We start from the raw sequence: 17,840 nt of genomic DNA on the forward strand, positions 1-17,840 counted from the left end.
GGGAAGGTGTGAAGGTCGAGTTTCCTCGGCTGAGCCGAGGGAAGGGGTCCTTCACGCGCCACCGGTGTGACTGGTGTTGCACCTGGGGCTCAAGGGGTCTCCGGAGGGTAGTGAGGGCCTCCTTCCCTACCCTCAGAGTAGGGAAGGAGGCCTTCACGGACCCGGCGAGCAATCGCCACTCACGACCCAGCCACGCCCAGCGCTTCCGCCTGCTCCAGGAACACGTCGTACGCCGCCTTCCCGAACAGCACGAACCGCACCAGCTCCACCGAACACGATCCGGCCGAAAGCGTGCTCAGCACGGTCTCGAGGGCGATCTCCGCCGCGGATTCGACCGGCCACCGGTAGATCCCGGTCGAGATCGCGGGGAAGGCCACGGTGTGCGCGCCGAGGTCGGCGGCGACGTGCAGCGAGTTGCGGTGGCACGCTGCCAGTAGCGCCGAGCGGTCTTCGGAATCGGACCACACCGGCCCGACGGTGTGCACCACCCAGCGCGCCGGAAGGCGGCCCGCCGTGGTGGCGACCGCCTCTCCGGTCTTCAGTCCCTTGCCGTAATGCCCCGCGCGCAGTGCCCGGCATTCGGCGAGGATCTCCGGTCCGCCGCGGCGGTGGACCGCGCCGTCCACCCCGCCGCCGCCGAGCAGTGACGAGTTGGCCGCGTTGACCACGACGTCGACCTGCTGTTCGGTGATGTCGCCTTCGACCAGTTCGATCTTCATGATCGCTCCGTCAGTCGTTGAAGTACTCGATCAGTACCGGGGCCACCGCCTTCGGCTTGAGCATATGCGTCTGGCCTGCGATCGTCCGGTGCTCGGCGCCGGGCACCGCCTTCGCCAGCGCGGCGACGCCGTTGCGGATCCACGCGGGGCTCTTGCCGCCGTCCATGACCAGCGTCGGCACCGAAACGCCCGCCCAGCGGCCCTCGGGCAGCGGGGTGCCGTCGTGCAGGCCGTCGAACAGGGCGGCGTCGTAGCGCAGGGTCGGCGCGACCGTCTTCATCTTCGGCCAGGCGGGCATGAGCTGCATCATGAACACGAACGGCGCCGGAACGCGGACGCCTTCCCGCATGAAGGTCTTGATCGCGGTGCCGGGCCGCCCGGTGGCGATGGCCTTCTCGAGCCGTTCGGTGTAGTCGGCCGGGACCGGCGGGCGCGTGTCGTCGACGACCAGCGGGAATTCGTACACCGCCAGTTTCGTGATCGGGAGCCCGGCTTTCGCGGCTTCGAGGGCGAGCGCGGCGCCGGACGAGATGCCGTAGACGTGCGCCGTCCCGCCCGCTTCCTTGATCAGCGCCGCGATGTCCTCGACTTCGCGGGCGACGGAGAACGGCTCGGTGTCGCCGCTTTCGCCGCGGCCGCGGCGGTCGTAGGTGTAGACGGTGAAGTGCGCGGCCAGTTCGGCGGCCAGCGGCTTGGCCGGGCCGAACTCGCGGTGGCACATCGCGCCGTCGACCAGGATGACGGCGGGGCCGGAGCCGGTGCGGGTGTAGGCGATGGTGGTGCCGTCTTGCGAGGTCACGGTGCTCATGGCGGGAATTCTCCTAGGGTTGTCTAGCGGCTTGTGTGGACGATGACGGCGGTGACCCAGCCCCAGGCCAGCATCACGGCGGCCCAGAAGGCGAGCATCACGACGGCGTTCGCGTTGCCGGAGCTGATCCCGGCGAACGAGGCGAAGAATGCGATGCCGGTGGCGCGGGAGTAGACGGCCCAGCCGCGGCGGCCTTCACGGGAGAAGCGGCTCGCGAACACGAAGGTCGCGACGATCAGCGAGAGGAAGCCGACCGAGCCGGCGGCCATGTGCAGGACGCCCGCGGTGCTGATGGTGCCCGGGCCGCTGCCCGCGGGGAAGCCGTTGCCGGGGTCGGCCTTGAAGACCGCGGCGAAGAGCAGGCTGACGCCGAAGACGCCCAGCAGTCGTGGACCCCACGTGCTGCCTCTGCCCGGTTCGAGCGTCCGGCTCAGGCCGATCGCGCCCGCGATCATCAGGACGCCGGTGACCAGGAAGTTCGTCACCTGGATCCAGCCGGCGTCGCCGTTGCTCAGCATGCTCGCCGGGTGCTTCGTCACGTCGAAACCGTCGCGGACGGCGGCCTGGGTGAGCGTGGTCAGGAAGTACAGCGGGCCCGAGACCGCGCCGCAGGCGAGCAGGGCGCGGGCGGGGAGTGCGACGTGGGTCCGGGTGGCGGCGATGGTCATCGTTTCGGCCTTTCGGGGCGGGAGTTCGTTGGGCACAACTCTCGCTCCGAAAGTCTCGATTGTCAAGACAAAAAAAATTGTCGGTGGCGCCGAATGCGACGCCGGAGGTGTCGCAACCAGGTGGCTACTTGCTGTTTCGCAAGGTCAGGAGGGTGATCTCGCTCGGCGCGAAGACGCGCAGCGGCGGTCCCCAGAAGCCGGTGCCCCGGCTCGTGTAGAGCTGCGTGCGCTCGCCGTGGCGCGAAAGCCCGGCTAAGACGGGCTGATCGAGCCGGACCAGGAGGTGGAACGGCCAGATCTGGCCGCCGTGGGTGTGCCCGGAGATCTGCAGGTCGATGCCCGCCTCGGCGGCCTGCTTGACCTGCTTCGGCTGATGGGCGAGCAGGACGACCGGCGTGCTCGCGGCGACGCCGTCGAGCGCGGCGGGGAGGTCGGGGCCGTGGCCGGGCAGTCCGGAGGCGGCGCCACGCGTGTCGTCGATCCCGGCGAAGACGAGCGTGTCGCCGCCCTGGTGGACCTTCGCGTGCCGGTTGTGCAGCGTGTCCCAGCCGAGGTCGCGCATGTGGTCGAGCCAGGCCTGCGCCTCGCCGAAGTACTCGTGATTGCCGGTGATGTAGAACTTGCCGAGTTTCGCCCGCACCTTCCCGAGCGGCGCGACCTGCTGTGCGCGTTTGGCGACGGAACCGTCGGCGAGGTCGCCCGCGTGGGCGACGACGTCGGCGTCGAGTTCGTTCACCGCCTCGACGACCTTCTCCGACCATTTCGTCCGGTTCAGCGGGCCGAAATGGGTGTCGGTGATGATCGCGAAACGGAGACCGTCGAGGCCCGCGCCCAGCCGGGGGAGTACGACGTCGAGCTCCTTGAGCCTCGGCACGCGCCGGGCTTCGGCCATCCCGTACGCCGCCAGCGCCGCGAAGGCCACCAGGACGACGCCGGACACGATTCCCGCCGCACTGTCCACTCCGGACACCGCGAGCACGAGTCGCAGCACGTTTCCGAGTACCGACAAGGAGAACAGCAGCCAGATCAGCCCGAGGGAGAGGTCGCCGATCTTCGCCGCGAGGTCGCGCTGCCACGGGCCGTGGCCGAGGACCATGCACGCGGGCACGGCGATCGCCGCGGCGGCGAACACGATCGTGCCGAGGACTTCGAGCGCGGCCGGGAGTTCGGGTGAGCCGACGATCGTCCACCACGGCACACCGAACAGGAGGGCGAGAACGGCGATCAGCGCGGCGACGCGGACAAGGATGCGGGGCATGATGTCGGCCAGACTAACAGACCAATGGTCTCTACCGCCGTCTTCGCTGAGGGGCCTCTCAGGTACGTAGGCGGGCGTACGCGCGATGTCGCTTCACGGCTGACGCTTTTCGCCGCGAGCCGGAAGACACTCTTCGGCATGAAGGAATCGCGAACGATCGAACGCGTCGCCTACGTGGTCGGAGCACTCCTGTTCCTCAGCGGGCTCGTGCACGCCGGAGTGCTGATCGTGTCCGGTGGTTCGTGGACCGGGCCGTTGTCGATGCGGAAAGCGGTTACGTTCGGCCTGTCGTTCGGGCTGACCCTGGTCACCGTCGCTTGGGCGACTTCGTACGTCGCGGTGCGGCCGAGGGTGCGGAACGTGCTGCTCGGCGTCTTCACCGCGGCGAGCGTCGTCGAGACGGTGCTGGTGAGCATGCAGGCGTGGCGCGGGGTGCCGTCGCATTTCAACTTCGAGACCGGCTTCGACAACGCGGTGTCGACCACGCTCGCGGCGGGCGGCGGCGTGATCATCCTGACGGCGATCTCGTTCACCGCCGCGGCGATGCGCGGCGAAGGGGAGACCACGCCGAGCATGCGGCTCGCGGTGCGATCCGGGCTCGTCGCGCTGCTGGTGGCGCTGGGCGCGGGTGCGGCGATGATCGCGAGCGGCGTCGTCGAGGCGCGCGGCGGGAACCCGCAGGCCGCGTACGCCACCGCCGGCGCGCTGAAGCCACTCCACGCGGTGGCGATGCACGCGATCCTCATCCTGCCGGGACTCGCGTGGCTGCTGCGGTTCGCGGACTGGACGGAACGGCGGCGCGTGCGGCTGGTGTGGGCCGCGATCGGTGCCTACGCCGTGCTGACCGCTGTCGTGGGGCTGGAGTCGGTGACCGGGGTTTCGCCGCTGGCGGCTTCGCCTGTGGAGATGGTGACTTCGGGGCTTGCTTTGGTGGTGCTGGGGCTTATCGGTGCGGTGGCTGGTCGTGAAGCGGTTCGGCGGCGGTCCCGAGTGCTATGAACGGTCCGTTCCTTGCAAAATTTGCAAGGAACGGACCGTTCATAGCGCGCTACTGGCCCACGTAAGCGCGAAGGTGCTGCGCCGTGAGCGTGTCACCGGAGGCGACCAGGTCGGCCGGAGTCCCCGTGAACACCACCTGACCCCCGTCCGAACCGGCGCCCGGCCCGAGGTCGACGATCCAGTCCGCGTGCGCCATCACCGCCTGGTGATGCTCGATGACCACCACCGTGTTCCCGTCGTCGACGAGCCGGTCGAGCAGCCCCAGCAACTGGTCGACGTCGGCGAGGTGCAGACCGGTGGTCGGTTCGTCGAGGACGTAGGTCGCGGACTTCTCCGCCATCCGGATGGCCAGTTTGATCCGCTGCCGTTCGCCACCGGACAGCGTCGTGAGCGGCTGCCCGAGCCCGAGGTAGCCGAGGCCGACGTCGGAGAGCCGGTCCAGGATCGTCCGCGCCTGACCCGAGGTGAAGAACTCGCGCGCCTCGGCGACCGGCATCGCGAGGACCTCGCTGATGTTCTTGCCCCGCAGCGTGTACGTCAGCACCTTCGCGGTGAACCGCTTGCCCTCGCATTCCTCGCAGACCGTCGCCACCCCGGCCATCATCGCCAGATCGGTGTAGATCAGGCCGATGCCCTTGCACTTCGGGCAGGCGCCTTCGGAGTTCGCGCTGAAGAGGGCCGCCTTGACGCCGTTGGCCTTGGCGAACGCGGTACGGATCGGGTCGAGCAGGCCGGTGTAGGTCGCCGGGTTGCTGCGCCGCGAGCCGCGGATGGCCGACTGGTCGAGCACCACCACGTCGTCCCTTGTGGACAGTGAACCGTGGATGAGCGAGCTCTTGCCCGAACCGGCGACCCCGGTGACCACGGTCAGCACGCCCAGCGGGATGTCGACGTCGACACCGCGCAGGTTGTGCCTGGTCGCGTTCCGGATCGGGATCTGCCCGCGTGCCACGCGGACGTCGGTGCGCAACCGCGCCCGGTGGTCCAGGTGGCGCCCGGTCAGCGTGCCGGACGCGCGCAGCCCGGCGACGTCGCCGGTGAAGCAGATCTGCCCGCCGTTCGGCCCGGCGCCGGGACCGAGGTCCACGACGTGGTCGGCGATCTCGATGGTCTCCGGCTTGTGCTCGACGACGAGCACCGTGTTCCCCTTGTCCTTCAAGAGAAGCAGCAGGCCGTTCATGCGCTGGATGTCGTGGGGGTGCAGGCCGACGGTCGGTTCGTCGAAGACGTAGGTGACGTCGGTGAGGCTGGAACCCAGGTGCCGCACCATCTTCACGCGCTGCGCTTCCCCACCCGAGAGTGTCCCCGACTCACGGTCGAGGCTCAGGTAGCCGAGGCCGATCTCCACGAGCGACTCGAGGGTGCCGCGCAGTGTCTGCATCAGCGGGCCGACCGACGGATCGTCGATCTTGCGGACGAAATCGGCCAGATCGCTGATCTGCATCGACGAGCAGTCGGCGATGTTCAGGCCCTCGATCTTCGACGACAGCGCCGCCTGGTTCAGCCTGGCGCCTTCGCAGGCCGGGCACAGCTCGAAGGTGAACGCGCGGTCCACGAAAGCCCGGCCGTGCGCCTGCATCGACTCCTTGTCCTTCGACAGGAACAGCCGCTGGACCTTCACCAGCAGGCCTTCGTAGGTGGTGTTCATCCCGCCGAGCTTCATCTTGGTGGCGGGTTTGTGCATGAAGTCTTCCCACTGCTGCGGCGTGTAGTCCTTCAGCTTCACGGCCGGGTCGACGAAGCCGGCTTCCGCCAGCCCCTTCCAGTACCAGCTGCCGGGCGCGAAGTTCGGGACGGTGATCGCCCCTTCGTCGAGCGAAAGCTCCTTGTCGACGAGCTGGTCGATGTCGATGGTGGAGACCTTCCCCAGCCCCTCGCATTCGGGGCACATCCCCTCGGGAAGGTTGAAGCTGAACGCCCCCGACGTCCCGATGTGCGGCTGTCCCAGCCTGCTGAAGACGATCCGCAGCATCGTGTGCGCGTCGGTCGCGGTGCCGACCGTGGACCGCGAGTTGGCGCCCATCCGCTCCTGGTCGACGACGATCGCGGCGCTCAGGTTCCGCAGCGCGTCCACGTCCGGCCGTCCGACCGGGGCCATGAAGGACTGGATGAACGCGGTGTAGGTCTCGTTGATCAGCCGCTGTGATTCCGCGGCGATGGTGCCGAACACCAAGGACGACTTCCCCGAGCCCGAGACACCGGTGAAGACGGTGAGGCGGCGTTTGGGGATGTCGACCGAGACGTCGGCGAGGTTGTTCTCTCTGGCTCCGCGCACCTGGATCATGTCGTGGCTGTCGGCGGCCGAAGGCATGGCTCTCCCCTGGTTGGAACTCTTTAGCCTGTAAAGTGAGGGTAGCAGAGGTTGGTTTATGCTGTAAGGAGTTGGCACGTGGTCGTCTACGCGGCTCAAGGAGACCCCTGGCGGTCGATGGCACTGCTGTGGCGGACCGAGTCGCCGGACGCCGAACGGCCAGGCCCCAAACCGGGGCTTTCGGTGGAGCTGATCGTCGAAACCGCCATCGCCATCGCGGACGCCGAAGGCATGGCGGGCCTTTCGATGCGTGCCGTCGGGGACAGGCTCGGCCGCACGGCCATGGCGCTGTACACCTACGTCCCCAGCAAGAGCGAGCTGCTCGATCTCATGTACGACAAGGCGCTCGTCGAGCTGACGGGTGCCTACGACGGGGAAGACTGGCGGGCCGACGCCGCGCGCTGGGCCGAGGACCTGTGGGACTTCTACCTGCGGCATCCCTGGGTTCTCCAGGTCTCGCAGGCGCGGCCGGTGCTGGGGCCGAACGAGTACGTCGTACTGGAGGCGCTGGTGAAGATCCTGCGTCGGACCGGATTGCGCCCGGCGGCGCTGCGACGGCTGGTCAGCGCGCTGTACTCGTGCGTGCGCGAGCCCGCCAGGACGGCGTCGGAGTCGCGTCTGGCCGAAAAGGTGACAGGGCAGTCCGACGATGAGTGGTGGTATGCCCGGTCCGCGCAGCTGCGGGAGGTTTCGCCGGACTTCGCCGAGCGGTTCCCGACGCTGACCTGGATGGAGAGCGAGCAGGCGTTCCGGATGGAGGACGAGACCGTGTCCTATCTGGAGCAGGAGGCGAGGGAGGCCTTCGAGTTCTCGCTGGCCGTTCTCCTGGACGGAATCGAAGTCGCGATGAAAGCGGAGTAGCCTTCTCCGCATGCCCAGTGATTTCGCCTTGAAGACCATGAACGCCGTCCATCGCGTCATCCAGAAGGTCAGCGGCGGCCGCGCCGGCTGGCAGGTCGCCGGGATGACCGTGCTCGAACTGACCACCATCGGCCGCAAATCCGGCCAGCCGCGCACCGTGCTGCTGACCTCGCCGCTGCGGGAGGGCGACGCGTACGTCATCGTGGCGTCCCGCGGTGGCGACGACCAGCACCCGGCGTGGTTTCTCAACCTCCGCGACAACCCGGACGTGCAGGTCACCCTGAAGGGCGAAAGCCCGCAGCCGATGGTCGCGAGCGTCGCCGACGCCGAGCAGCGCGCCCGCCTGTGGCCCAAGATCACCGCGGACTACAAGAACTACGCGCAGTACCAGACCAAGACCGAACGGGAGATCCCCGTCGTGTTGCTGGCGCCCAAGGCGTAAGTGCGCGTCCGGTACAGCGGGTCGTGAGTGGCGATTCGGGTTCTGGTGGACCTGTATTCGCCTGCCCACTGGATGCTGATGTGGGTGAGCGGGGAAGACCACGACGATGGAGGAATTGGGACACTCAATGTCCCGATTCCTCCATCCGGTCCGCGCTAACCCGAATCGCCACTCACGAGGGCTTGGCCTTCACGGACTCGGCCTGGCGCCAACCGCAGCCGGAATCCATGTAGATACCTAAGAACCTTGGTTTTATTGAGGGGTAAGGCAACGTGGCGTGACGCCAAGGCGTGTCGCGTAAGCCACTTTCGCGACACGACCACCCAGCGGCCCCCGGTCCTTGGACACTCCGCCCGAAAAGACACGTTTGACTTACCCCGATAACCCGAATCGCGACTCACGTCACGCGTGATCCAGCGCCGCTTCTTGCGTGATGCCAGGTTGGAGTACATGAAGGCCCCTTTCCTGTACCTAGGCGCAAGGATGGGGTCCTTCATGTACTGGGGAAGGGGTGAAGGTCGAGTTTCCTCGGCTGAGCCGAGGGAAGGGGGCCTTCACGCGCTGTCGCTGTAGTGCCGAGGCTCAAGGTGGCGTTCCTGCCCGCCCCCAGCCTCAGCTCGGGCCGGCATGCCGTGAGGGCCTCCTTCCCTACTCTCAGGGTAGGGAAGGAGGCCCTCACGGACCTGCGATCACGACCCACCGGACCGGCCGCCATCCCCCGCACGGGCCGGGTCCATCGGCCCTACCGGCGAGTCGGTAAGCCGGGGACCGTGGAACTCGACGTAGTACACGACGAGAACGCGGGGATGCCGATGTCCGACTCCTTGGGTCTCGAAATGCTCGACCGCGAGCAGTGCCTGTCACTGCTCGCCGGCGTCGGGCTGGGCCGGGTGGTGTTCACCTCCCGCGCTCTGCCTGCGATCCAGCCCGCGCGGTTCGCGCTCCACCACGGCGCGATCGTGGTCCGGACGCCGTCACAGAGCGCGTTGTTCGCCGGGATACTCGACAGTGTGGTGGCGTTCGCGGTCGACGAGTTCTCCGCGGATCTCGGGAAGGGCTGGTTCGTGACCGTCCTCGGCCGCGCCGCCGAGGTGCGTGATCCGATCGTGATCGCCGAGCTGGAGACCCTGCCGCTGTGCTGCTGGACTGGTCAGGCGGACGCGCGCTATCTCCGCATCCCGGTCGAGTCGGTCACCGGTCGGAGGATCCTCGGCGGTCGCGGTAACGAAGCACTGTCCGTGATCGACGCACCAGATGAGCGATCCGGGCGAGTTTGTCATTCCTGACCCCACTGCCCGGGGAGTTACTCCGGGACGGTGACGCCAGTGCGGCGGGTGAGTGCGGCGAGTGACGCCAAGGCGCCCAGGATTCTGGACGCGGTGGCGGGGATCGCCCACGATCTCAGTCTCCCCGACGTCCTGCGGCGCCTGGTCGAATCGGCCTGCGACCTGACCGGCGCGCCGTTCGGCGCGCTGAGCGTGCTCGATTCCGACGAGTTCATCCGCTTCGGCGACGCTTGGGTGCGGCCGCCGTCCGAGGACGAGTCCCGGGTGGTGCCGATCCGCATGCGCGGCCGCATCTTCGGGATGCTGTACCTCGCCCGCAAACCGGACGGCGAGGAGTTCACCGAATCCGAAGAGGACCTTCTCGTCGCGCTCACCGCGGCGGCCGGTGTGGTGATCGAGAACGCCGCGCTGTTCGAGCAGGTGCAGCGGCGCGAACGCTGGCTCGAAGCCTCCTATCACGTCACCGGCGCGCTCCTGACCGACCAGGATCTGACCGCGACCCTGCACCTGATCGCCGAACGCGCGCGTGTCGTCGCAGGTGGCACCGCGGGCGCGGTCGCCCGTCCGCGTGGCGACGGGATGCTGGTCTTCGAGATCGTCGAGCCGCCAGGGCCGGACGCCGATCGGATCGCCGGGGTCACCGTGCCGACCGAGGGCACCGCGACCGGGCTGGCGTACACGAGCGGTAAACCCGTCGTGGTCCGGGAGTACGGCGACAAGGTGATCGAGCACCAGGGCGGCCGCGGCGTCACGATGCCCGCGATGATCAAGGACCTGGATTCCACGGTCGCCGTCCCGCTGATCGTCGGGGAGGAGAAGCTCGGCGTCCTGCTGGTGGCGAAGTTCCGCGACAAGACCCCGTTCTCCGCATACGACGTGCAGCTCGCCGAGACCTTCGCCGCGCACGCCGCGCTCGCGGTCGAATTCGCCCGCGCGCAGCAGGACAGGCAGCGGCTCGCCGTCTTCGAGGATCGCGACCGGATCGCCCGCGACCTGCACGACCTGGTGATCCAGCGGCTGTTCGCGATCGGGCTCGGCCTGGAGGGGCTCAGCAAGTTGACGGGCGAGTCCGCGGTCTCCGACCGTGTGGCCGGCTTCGCGCACGAGATCGACCGCACGATCCGCGAGATCCGCAACAGCATCTTTTCGCTGCAGGAACCGGCCGAGGCGCAGGGCAGCCTCCGGTCGGAGTTGCTGCGCGTCGCGCTCGACGCGGGCTGCATGTCGGAGCCAAGGGTCGGCTTCGACGGGCCGCTCGACTCGGCCGTGCCGGACACGGTCCGCTCGGACCTCATCGCGACCCTGCGCGAAGCGCTGTCCAATGTGGTCAGACACGCGGCGGCGACGGCGGTGTCGGTCGACGTCTCTGTCGATCGCGACGGGCGGCGGCTGGAGCTTTCGGTGGTGGACGACGGCGTCGGCATGCCCGCCGAACCCGGCCATCGCAGCGGCGTGGCGAACCTCGCCGAACGCGCGGCCCGCTGGAACGGCGCCTTCGCCGTCGAAGCGCGGCCGGAAGGCGGGACGAGGCTCGACTGGTCGGTGGAGCTGCCGGCCCGACAGGGGAGTGTGGGATGACGATTTCGGTGTTCCTGCTGGACGATCACGAACTCGTCCGCACCGGGCTGAAGACCGTCTTCGAGGCGGAAGACGACCTCACGGTGGTCGGCGAGGCGTCCACGGCCGCCGAGGCGTTCGTGCGGATCGCCGCGGTCAAACCGCAGGTCGCGGTGCTCGACGTCCGCCTGCCGGACGGTGACGGGGTCAGCGTCTGCCGCGAGATCCGGTCGTCCGTCGACCCGCCGCCCGCGTGCCTGATGCTGACGTCCTATTCGGACGACGACGCGTTGTTCGGCGCGATCATGGCGGGCGCGGGCGGGTACATGCTCAAGCAGGTCTCCGGCAGTGCGCTCGTCAAGGCCGTCCGCACCGTCGCCGCGGGAGGATCGCTCCTGGACAGCACGCTGACGGCGTCGGTGATGAACCGGCTGCGCGGCGAGAGCGATGCCCCGGATCCGCGTTACGAACAGCTGAGCCCGCAGGAGCGGCGGGTGCTCGACCACATCGCCGACGGGCTGACCAACCGCCAGATCGCGGAAAAGCTGTACCTGGCGGAGAAGACGGTCAAGAACTACGTGTCTTCCCTGCTGCACAAGCTCGGTTTCGAACGCCGCACCGCTGCCGCCGTCTACGCCTCTCAGCGTCGCAAGCCCATCGTCTAGAAGATCGTGAACTCGCCGGCGAAATCGGGATCGTCGCGCAGCACCCGGCGAAGTTCGTTGAGCGCCCTGTGCTGGGTGACGCGGACGGCGCCCGCGCTCGCCATGCCCAGCGCGACGGCGGTCTCCTCGGCGCTGAACCCGTGGATCACGCGCAGCACCAGCACGTCGCGCTGCCTCGCCGAAAGGAACTTGAACAGCCGCGACATCCGGCGGCCGCGATCCGCCTTCTCGACTTCTTCGAACGTCGGGTTCCAGGGACCGTCCTGTTCGGGCTCCGGATCGGGCACCGGCGCGGACGGGTCGCGGGCGAGGTTCCGGCGGACGTCGGTGACCTTGTGCGAGGCGATCCCGAAGACGTACGGCAGGAAGCTGGTGTCCTGGTAGTTGTAGCGCGGCAAGGCGACGAGGACGGCCATGAGGACCTCCTGGGCGCAGTCTTCGGCGTTGGCGATGCCGCGCGTCGCCCCGCCGAGCCTGCCCGCGCAGTAGCGGAACACGATCGGCCGGAGGAGCGTCAGCAGGCTTCCCACGGCCCGCCGGTCACCACTGATCGCCGCGCGGATCATTTCGCCGTCCGGCTCTCCCGGCCGGGGCTGATATGCCGGGCGCACGGCTGTCACGGTCATCACGCCGGATGGGCCGTTCTCGGCATGTGCCTGTGCGTTCCCATCGTCCCCACCTCCCGAAAGCCCCCAGCCCTCTTTGGCCCTTCCGACGTTACGGAGCGCGCTCGCGCGTCACACCGGTACAGCAGCCCGGAGTAGTCGGGTCTTTAGGCCCTGGTGTCCGCGGGGTATGGACTTTCGCCAGATTGGTCTAGACAATTGGCCCAGCGCGGCGGCAGGCCGCCCTTTCACGGAGGAATCGCGATGAGGCGTTCCAGATCCTTGGCCTTTCTGGCCGTATTGGTGCTCACCTTCACCGGCCTGATCACGGGCGGCGGCACCGCGAACGCGGCCAACCTGCTCCTCAACCCCGGCTTCGAGGCGGGCTCGACGTCCGGCTGGTCCTGCGCGGCGGGCGCGGCCGTGAGCACCCCGGTGCGGTCGGGCGGTTACGCCGTTTCGGTCACGCCCGGCTCGACGACCGGGAAATGCGCACAGACGGTGTCCGTCCGGCCCAACACGACCTACGCGGTTTCCGCATGGGTGAACGGGAACCCGGTGTACCTCGGGGTCACGGGCGGGCCGTCGACCTGGACGGCGGCGACCTCGTACACGCAGCTGTCGCTCTCGTTCACGACGTCGGCCACGCAGACGACGGCGGAGGTGTACGTCCACGGCTGGTACGGGTCGGGCACCTTCTACGCGGACGACATCAGCCTCGACGGGCCCGGCGGTGGCACCCCCGGCGCGCCACCGACGCCGGGAAATCCGGCCGTTGGCGCGGTGACGAACTCGTCGATCGCGCTGTCGTGGGGTGCCTCGGCGGGCACGGTGACCGGCTACCGCGTGTACGAGGGCGGGACCGTGGTCGCGACGGTGACCGGGACTTCGGCGACGATCTCGGGGCTGACAGCCTGTTCCTCGCACAACTATTCGGTGGCCGCGTACAACAGCACGGGCGAATCGCCGAAGACGACGGAGGCGAGCGCCACGACTTCCGGCTGCGTCGACACCGGCCTGCCGAAACACGCGCTGATCGGCTATCTGCACGCGAGCTTCGCCAACGGCTCCGGCTACACGCGGATGGCCGACGTCCCGGCGGCGTGGGACATCATCAACCTGGCCTTCGGCGAGCCGACTTCGGTGACCTCCGGCGACATCCGCTTCACCCGGTGCCCGGTGGCGGAATGCCCGGCCGTGGAAAGCGACGCGGACTTCATCGCCGCGATCCGCGCGAAGCAGGCGCAGGGCAAGAAGGTGCTGATCTCCATCGGTGGCCAGAACGGCCAGGTCCAGCTGACCACGACCGCGGCGCGTGACGCTTTCGTCAGTTCGGTCTCCGCGATCATCGACCGGTACGGGTTGAACGGACTCGACATCGACTTCGAGGGCCACTCGCTGTACCTCAACTCCGGCGACAACGACTTCCGCAACCCGACCACGCCGGTGATCGTCAACCTCATTTCGGCACTTAAGACGCTGAAAGCCAAGTATGGAGCGGGATTCGTCCTGACAATGGCGCCGGAGACGTTCTTCGTGCAGACCGGCTACCAGTACTACGGCGGCCTCGGCGGCGCCGACAACCGGACCGGTTCGTACCTGCCGGTGATCCACGCGATGCGGGACGCGCTGACCGTCTTGCACGTCCAGGACTACAACTCCGGACCGGTGATGGGCCTGGACAACCAGTACCACTTCATGGGCGGCGCGGACTTCCACATCGCGATGACCGACATGATCAAGGCCGGCTTCACCGTGTCCTCGACCGGTTTCCGGTTTCCGGGGCTGCGTGAGGACCAGATCGCGTTCGGTCTGCCGGCCGCGGTGAGCGCGGGCAACGGGCACACCGCGCCCGCCGCGGTGCATTCGGCGCTGAACTGCCTGGTGAAGAACTCCGGCTGCGGGTCGTATTCCTTGCGCGGCGGCGCCTCGCCGGCGTTGCGCGGGCTGATGACGTGGTCGATCAACTGGGACCGGTACTACGGCTGGGAGTTCCAGAACGCCCACGAACCGTTCCTGAACGCCTTGCCCTGACGGCTTCACGGAAAGTGCGGCCCGGCTCGCGACCGCCCACCGTGCACTTAGTCCTCTGGATGCGGTCCTTGCGCAACGCAAGGATCGCATCCAGAGGACTATTGAGGGGTGTCGTGGCGCGGGGCAGTGTCGCCCCTGCGTGGGCGTTCTGGGTAGTGAGGGCCTCCTTGCCTACTCTGAAGGTAGTGAAAGAGGCTTTCGCTACCGTCAGATGTGGTCCCTGGTGACAGTGGGGCGGCCGGTCGGTAAGGCGTGATTCGCGTGCTTGGGGACGTGACTCGCGTGTCTGGATGCCGCACTCGCGAGTTACGTCTCTGAACACGCGAGTTACGTCTGTAAACACGCGAGATCCGGGTCTGCGCACGCGAGTGCGGTGTCGCGTCACCCAGCCCGCCGTCTCGCCCCGAACACGACACGTTTGCCTTACCCCTCAATAATTGCGTGGACGCAAGGAGCGGGCCCGCACCGTGCAGCATCGGTGCGGGCCCGCAGTTCAAGGGGACGTCAGAAGGCCGCGGTGATCCGCGTGAAGTCCCAGTCGTTCTGGGCGATGCCACTGCAGTTCTCGGCGACTCCGCCGTTGGGGCAACCTCGGTCGCGGTTGGTCGACCAGAACGCGAGCCTGGCGATCTTGTTGGTCTTGGACCAGTCGGTGATCCGGGTCCAGGTGTCGAGACTCGTCAGTTCCCGCTGGTCCGAAAGACCGTTCATCCCGCTGATGCCGAGGTGGCTGTACGCCGTGGCGTCGTTCCACCCGAAGGTCGACTTCAGCTTGTCACGCAGGCCGTTCGCCGCCTTGATGGTGTTCCCGTACATGTCCGCGCCACCACCGAAGTCGAACGGCATGATCGTGTAGACGTCGATCCCGGCGTTCAGCGCCTTCGACTGGTCGATGAGCCGGTTGCCCCAGGAGTTCGGGCCGCTGGTCGTCGTGCCGAAGGTGAGGATGGTCTGGATACCGGGGTTGTTCGCCTTCACGATCTTCAGCGCGTTCAGGACGCGGTCCTGCACCACCGCGTTCTCGAACTCGTCGGTGTTCTCGATGTCGATGTCGATCGCCTTGAGCGCGTAGGCGTCGATCACCTTCTGGTAGGCCCCGGCGAGCGCTTCCGGCGTCGAGCAGTTCGGGCCGAGCTTGTTGCCGCTCCACCCGCCGAAGGACGGCACGATCTGCCCGCCCGCGGCCTTGATCTGCGCGATCGCGTTCGCGTCGACGCCGCCCTGCAGCGGACGGCTGCCGTCCCAAGCGGGATTGCACCCACCGGACGACAGGATGAACGCCATCGTGAACCATTTGATCCCGGTCGCGTTCATGACCGTCTGCGGGTTCGGCGGGCTGCCCCAGCCCATGTACAGATACGGCGCGCCACGGCCGCCGGGCGGCGGCGGGGTGCTCGTGGTCGTCGTCGGAGAGGTCGTGGTCGTGGTGGTCGGCGTGGTCGGCGTCGTGGTCCGGCCACCGCCGCCCGGATCGCAGGAACCACCGTTGATCTTGCAGTTCGCCGGGGCGACGTAGCCCCCGGAGTACTTGACGTTGAAGCCGAAGCTGGTGGAACCGCCGTTGGAAAGGTTGCCGTTCCAGGTGTTCTTCACCGTCACGTGCTGCCCGGAGACCGAGTAGCTGCCGTCCCACAGCGAAGCGATCGAGTGCCCCGCGGGGAGGTCGAATTCGACCGTCCAGGTGGGAAGGCCCGATCCGGAGTTGTTGCTGATCGTGTACTTGCCCTCCCAGCCGGAGCCCCAATCGGAGCCCTTGCTGAAGGCGGCGCCGACGCCGCCGGCCGCGGAGGCCGGCGCGATCACGAGGACCGCGCCGGCCGTTGCGGCAGCGGCGGCCAGGCCGACGGCCTGGATCCAAATCCGCTTGCCCACTGTCAGACTCCTCAGTTCAGGCCGTTGCGCATGGCCGAGACGAGTTCGCCGTTGGAGGTGTCACCACTGAGTTCCCAGAAGAACGCGCCGCCGAGACCCTGGTTCTTGGTCCAGCCCATCTTTCCGTTGATGGTCGCGGGAGTGTCGTAGCTCCACCAGTTGTTGCCGCACTTCGCGTACGCGGTGCCCGCGACGGTGCCGGTCGACGGGCAGCTGTTCTTGAGGATCTTGTAGTCCTCGATGCCCGCCTCGTAGGTGCCCGGTGCCGCTCCGGTCGCGGTGCCGCCCGGCGTGTCCTGCGTGACACCGGTCCAGCCTCGGCCGTAGAAACCGATACCCAGCAACAGTTTGTTCGCCGGGACGCCCTTTGCCTTGAGCTTCTGGATGGCGTCGTCGGAGTTGAAGCCCTGCTGTGGGATGCCCGGGTACGAGGTCAGCGGCGAGTGCGGGGCCGTCGGTCCCTGCGCCGCCCAAGCGCCGAAGAAGTCGTACGTCATGACGTTGTACCAGTCGAAGTACGCCGACGCGGGGCCGTAGTCGGCGACGTCGAGCTTGCCGCCGCTGCTGGCGTCCGCGGTGATCGCGGCGGTGACCAGGAACGAGGAACCGAACTTGGTGCGCAGCGCCTGAGCCACGTTCTTGATCGCGGCGGGACCGCTGGTGTCACAGGTGAGACCGCAGGCGTTCGGGTACTCCCAGTCGATGTCGATGCCGTCGAAGACGTCGGCCCACCGCGGGTCCTTGATCAGCTTGTAGCAGGACTCCGCGAACGCGGCCGGGTTCTTCGAAGCCTGGCCGAAGCCGCCGGACCAGGTCCAGCCGCCGAACGACCACAGCACCTTCAGGCCCGGGTACATCTTCTTCAGCTTGCGCAGCTGGTTGAAGTTACCGCGCAGCGAGCCCGCGTCCCACGAGTCCGCGACACCGTCCACACTGGACCCGGCGTCGTAGAACTTGTCGTAGTCGGCGTAGGTGTCGTCATTCGCCGAGCAGGAACCGTTGGTGACGTTGCCGAACGCGTAGTTGATATGCGTCAGCTTCGCCGCGGAACCGGAAGTGTGAATGTTCTTCACGTGATAGTTGCGGCCGTAGACGCCCCACTGCACGAAGTAACCGAGGTTCTTCTTCGCGCCGGGGTTCGGGTTCGAAGTCGTGGTGGTCGGCGGGTTGCTCGTGCTGGTCGAAGTCGGGGGATTGGACGTCGTGGTGGTCGGTGTGGTCGGCGTCGTGGTCGGGTTGCCGCCACCCGGGTCGCAGGAGCCGCCGTTGATCTTGCAGTTGGCGGGCGCGGTGTAGGCGCCGGAGTACTTGACGTTGAAGCCGAAGCTGGTGGAACCGCCGTTGGAAAGGTTGCCGTTCCAGGTGTTCTTGACGGTCACGTGCTGGCCGGAGACGGTGTAGCTGCCGTCCCACAGCGAGGCGATCGAGTGCCCCGCCGCGAGGTCGAACTCGAGGGTCCAGTTGGTCAGGCTCGATCCCGAGTTATTGGTGATCGTGTACTTGCCTTCCCAGCCGGAGCCCCAGTCCGAGCCCTTGGTCAGGGTGGCTCCGACGCCACCGGCCGCGTTCGCCGGCACGGTCACCAGACCGACGGCCAGCGCCGCCACGGCCGTGAACAGGCCGACCAGATGCCATCTTTTTCTCGACATTTCACTCCTTACAACCCGGTGCAGGGAAATGATCTTGGAGATGATTTCGCTAAAGGGAAATCGGCGACATCGCGTTGCCGCGGCCGGAGCCGGGCAGGCGGGGATG

The 17,840-nt window shown here is 67.8% G+C and carries 15 protein-coding genes; 7 read left to right on the forward strand and 8 right to left on the reverse strand.

Annotated elements, in window-relative coordinates; all coding sequences use genetic code 11:
* Nucleotides 1–179: 179 nt before the first annotated feature.
* From DMH03_RS13305 to DMH03_RS13320, 4 genes are all read right to left on the reverse strand, one after another.
* Nucleotides 180–719, reverse strand: a complete 540-nt coding sequence (locus tag DMH03_RS13305) for an O-acetyl-ADP-ribose deacetylase (protein ID WP_199748850.1) — start codon at nucleotides 717–719, stop codon at nucleotides 180–182.
* A gap of 10 nt (nucleotides 720–729) precedes the next feature.
* Nucleotides 730–1,527: an alpha/beta fold hydrolase gene (locus DMH03_RS13310; RefSeq protein ID WP_125792293.1), complete on the reverse strand. Its 798-nt coding sequence runs from the start codon at nucleotides 1,525–1,527 to the stop codon at nucleotides 730–732.
* 23 nt (nucleotides 1,528–1,550) lie between these two features.
* Nucleotides 1,551–2,195 (reverse strand): DUF998 domain-containing protein, encoded by a 645-nt coding sequence (locus tag DMH03_RS13315; protein ID WP_125792294.1) that lies wholly within the window; start codon nucleotides 2,193–2,195, stop codon nucleotides 1,551–1,553.
* A 124-nt stretch (nucleotides 2,196–2,319) separates the two neighbouring features.
* A complete protein-coding gene (locus tag DMH03_RS13320; RefSeq protein ID WP_125792295.1) occupies nucleotides 2,320–3,453 on the reverse strand; it encodes a metallophosphoesterase in 1,134 nt (377 codons plus the stop codon).
* Nucleotides 3,454–3,591: 138 nt separating this feature from the next.
* Between DMH03_RS13320 and DMH03_RS13325 the strand changes: the two genes are divergently transcribed.
* Nucleotides 3,592–4,452, forward strand: coding sequence for a hypothetical protein (locus DMH03_RS13325; protein ID WP_125792296.1), 861 nt, complete (start codon nucleotides 3,592–3,594; stop codon nucleotides 4,450–4,452).
* A gap of 49 nt (nucleotides 4,453–4,501) precedes the next feature.
* On the opposite strand, the gene DMH03_RS13330 is transcribed toward DMH03_RS13325, so the two are convergent.
* Nucleotides 4,502–6,763, reverse strand: a complete 2,262-nt coding sequence (locus tag DMH03_RS13330; protein ID WP_125792297.1) for an excinuclease ABC subunit UvrA — start codon at nucleotides 6,761–6,763, stop codon at nucleotides 4,502–4,504.
* Nucleotides 6,764–6,841: 78 nt separating this feature from the next.
* Between DMH03_RS13330 and DMH03_RS13335 the strand changes: the two genes are divergently transcribed.
* The 5 genes from DMH03_RS13335 (at nucleotide 6,842) to DMH03_RS13355 (ending at nucleotide 11,574) form a co-directional block, all read left to right on the forward strand.
* A complete protein-coding gene (locus DMH03_RS13335; protein ID WP_125792298.1) occupies nucleotides 6,842–7,624 on the forward strand; it encodes a TetR/AcrR family transcriptional regulator C-terminal domain-containing protein in 783 nt (260 codons plus the stop codon).
* A gap of 10 nt (nucleotides 7,625–7,634) precedes the next feature.
* Nucleotides 7,635–8,066, forward strand: a complete 432-nt coding sequence (locus DMH03_RS13340) for a nitroreductase family deazaflavin-dependent oxidoreductase (protein WP_125792299.1) — start codon at nucleotides 7,635–7,637, stop codon at nucleotides 8,064–8,066.
* A gap of 806 nt (nucleotides 8,067–8,872) precedes the next feature.
* Nucleotides 8,873–9,352: a pyridoxamine 5'-phosphate oxidase family protein gene (locus DMH03_RS13345; protein ID WP_125792916.1), complete on the forward strand. Its 480-nt coding sequence runs from the start codon at nucleotides 8,873–8,875 to the stop codon at nucleotides 9,350–9,352.
* 30 nt (nucleotides 9,353–9,382) lie between these two features.
* Nucleotides 9,383–10,930, forward strand: coding sequence for a GAF domain-containing protein (locus DMH03_RS13350; RefSeq protein ID WP_125792300.1), 1,548 nt, complete (start codon nucleotides 9,383–9,385; stop codon nucleotides 10,928–10,930).
* Nucleotides 10,927–11,574 (forward strand): response regulator transcription factor, encoded by a 648-nt coding sequence (locus tag DMH03_RS13355; protein WP_125792301.1) that lies wholly within the window; start codon nucleotides 10,927–10,929, stop codon nucleotides 11,572–11,574. Before DMH03_RS13350 ends, DMH03_RS13355 begins: the two co-directional genes overlap by 4 nt.
* On the opposite strand, the gene DMH03_RS13360 is transcribed toward DMH03_RS13355, so the two are convergent.
* Nucleotides 11,571–12,200: a sigma-70 family RNA polymerase sigma factor gene (locus DMH03_RS13360; protein WP_125792302.1), complete on the reverse strand. Its 630-nt coding sequence runs from the start codon at nucleotides 12,198–12,200 to the stop codon at nucleotides 11,571–11,573. The two genes, DMH03_RS13355 and DMH03_RS13360, sit on opposite strands and share 4 nt — an antisense overlap.
* A 243-nt stretch (nucleotides 12,201–12,443) precedes the next feature.
* Between DMH03_RS13360 and DMH03_RS13365 the strand changes: the two genes are divergently transcribed.
* A complete protein-coding gene (locus DMH03_RS13365) occupies nucleotides 12,444–14,213 on the forward strand; it encodes a chitinase (RefSeq protein ID WP_125792303.1) in 1,770 nt (589 codons plus the stop codon).
* Between the two features lie 504 nt (nucleotides 14,214–14,717).
* Here the strand turns inward: DMH03_RS13365 and DMH03_RS13370 are convergent.
* A complete protein-coding gene (locus DMH03_RS13370) occupies nucleotides 14,718–16,085 on the reverse strand; it encodes a cellulose binding domain-containing protein (RefSeq protein WP_199748851.1) in 1,368 nt (455 codons plus the stop codon).
* Nucleotides 16,086–16,096: 11 nt separating this feature from the next.
* Entirely contained in the window at nucleotides 16,097–17,734 is a 1,638-nt protein-coding gene (locus tag DMH03_RS13375; protein ID WP_125792304.1) for a glycosyl hydrolase family 18 protein, read from the reverse strand.
* Nucleotides 17,735–17,840 lie beyond the last annotated feature (106 nt).

Source organism: Amycolatopsis sp. WAC 01376 (genome assembly GCF_003947415.1).
Lineage (GTDB): Bacteria > Actinomycetota > Actinomycetes > Mycobacteriales > Pseudonocardiaceae > Amycolatopsis.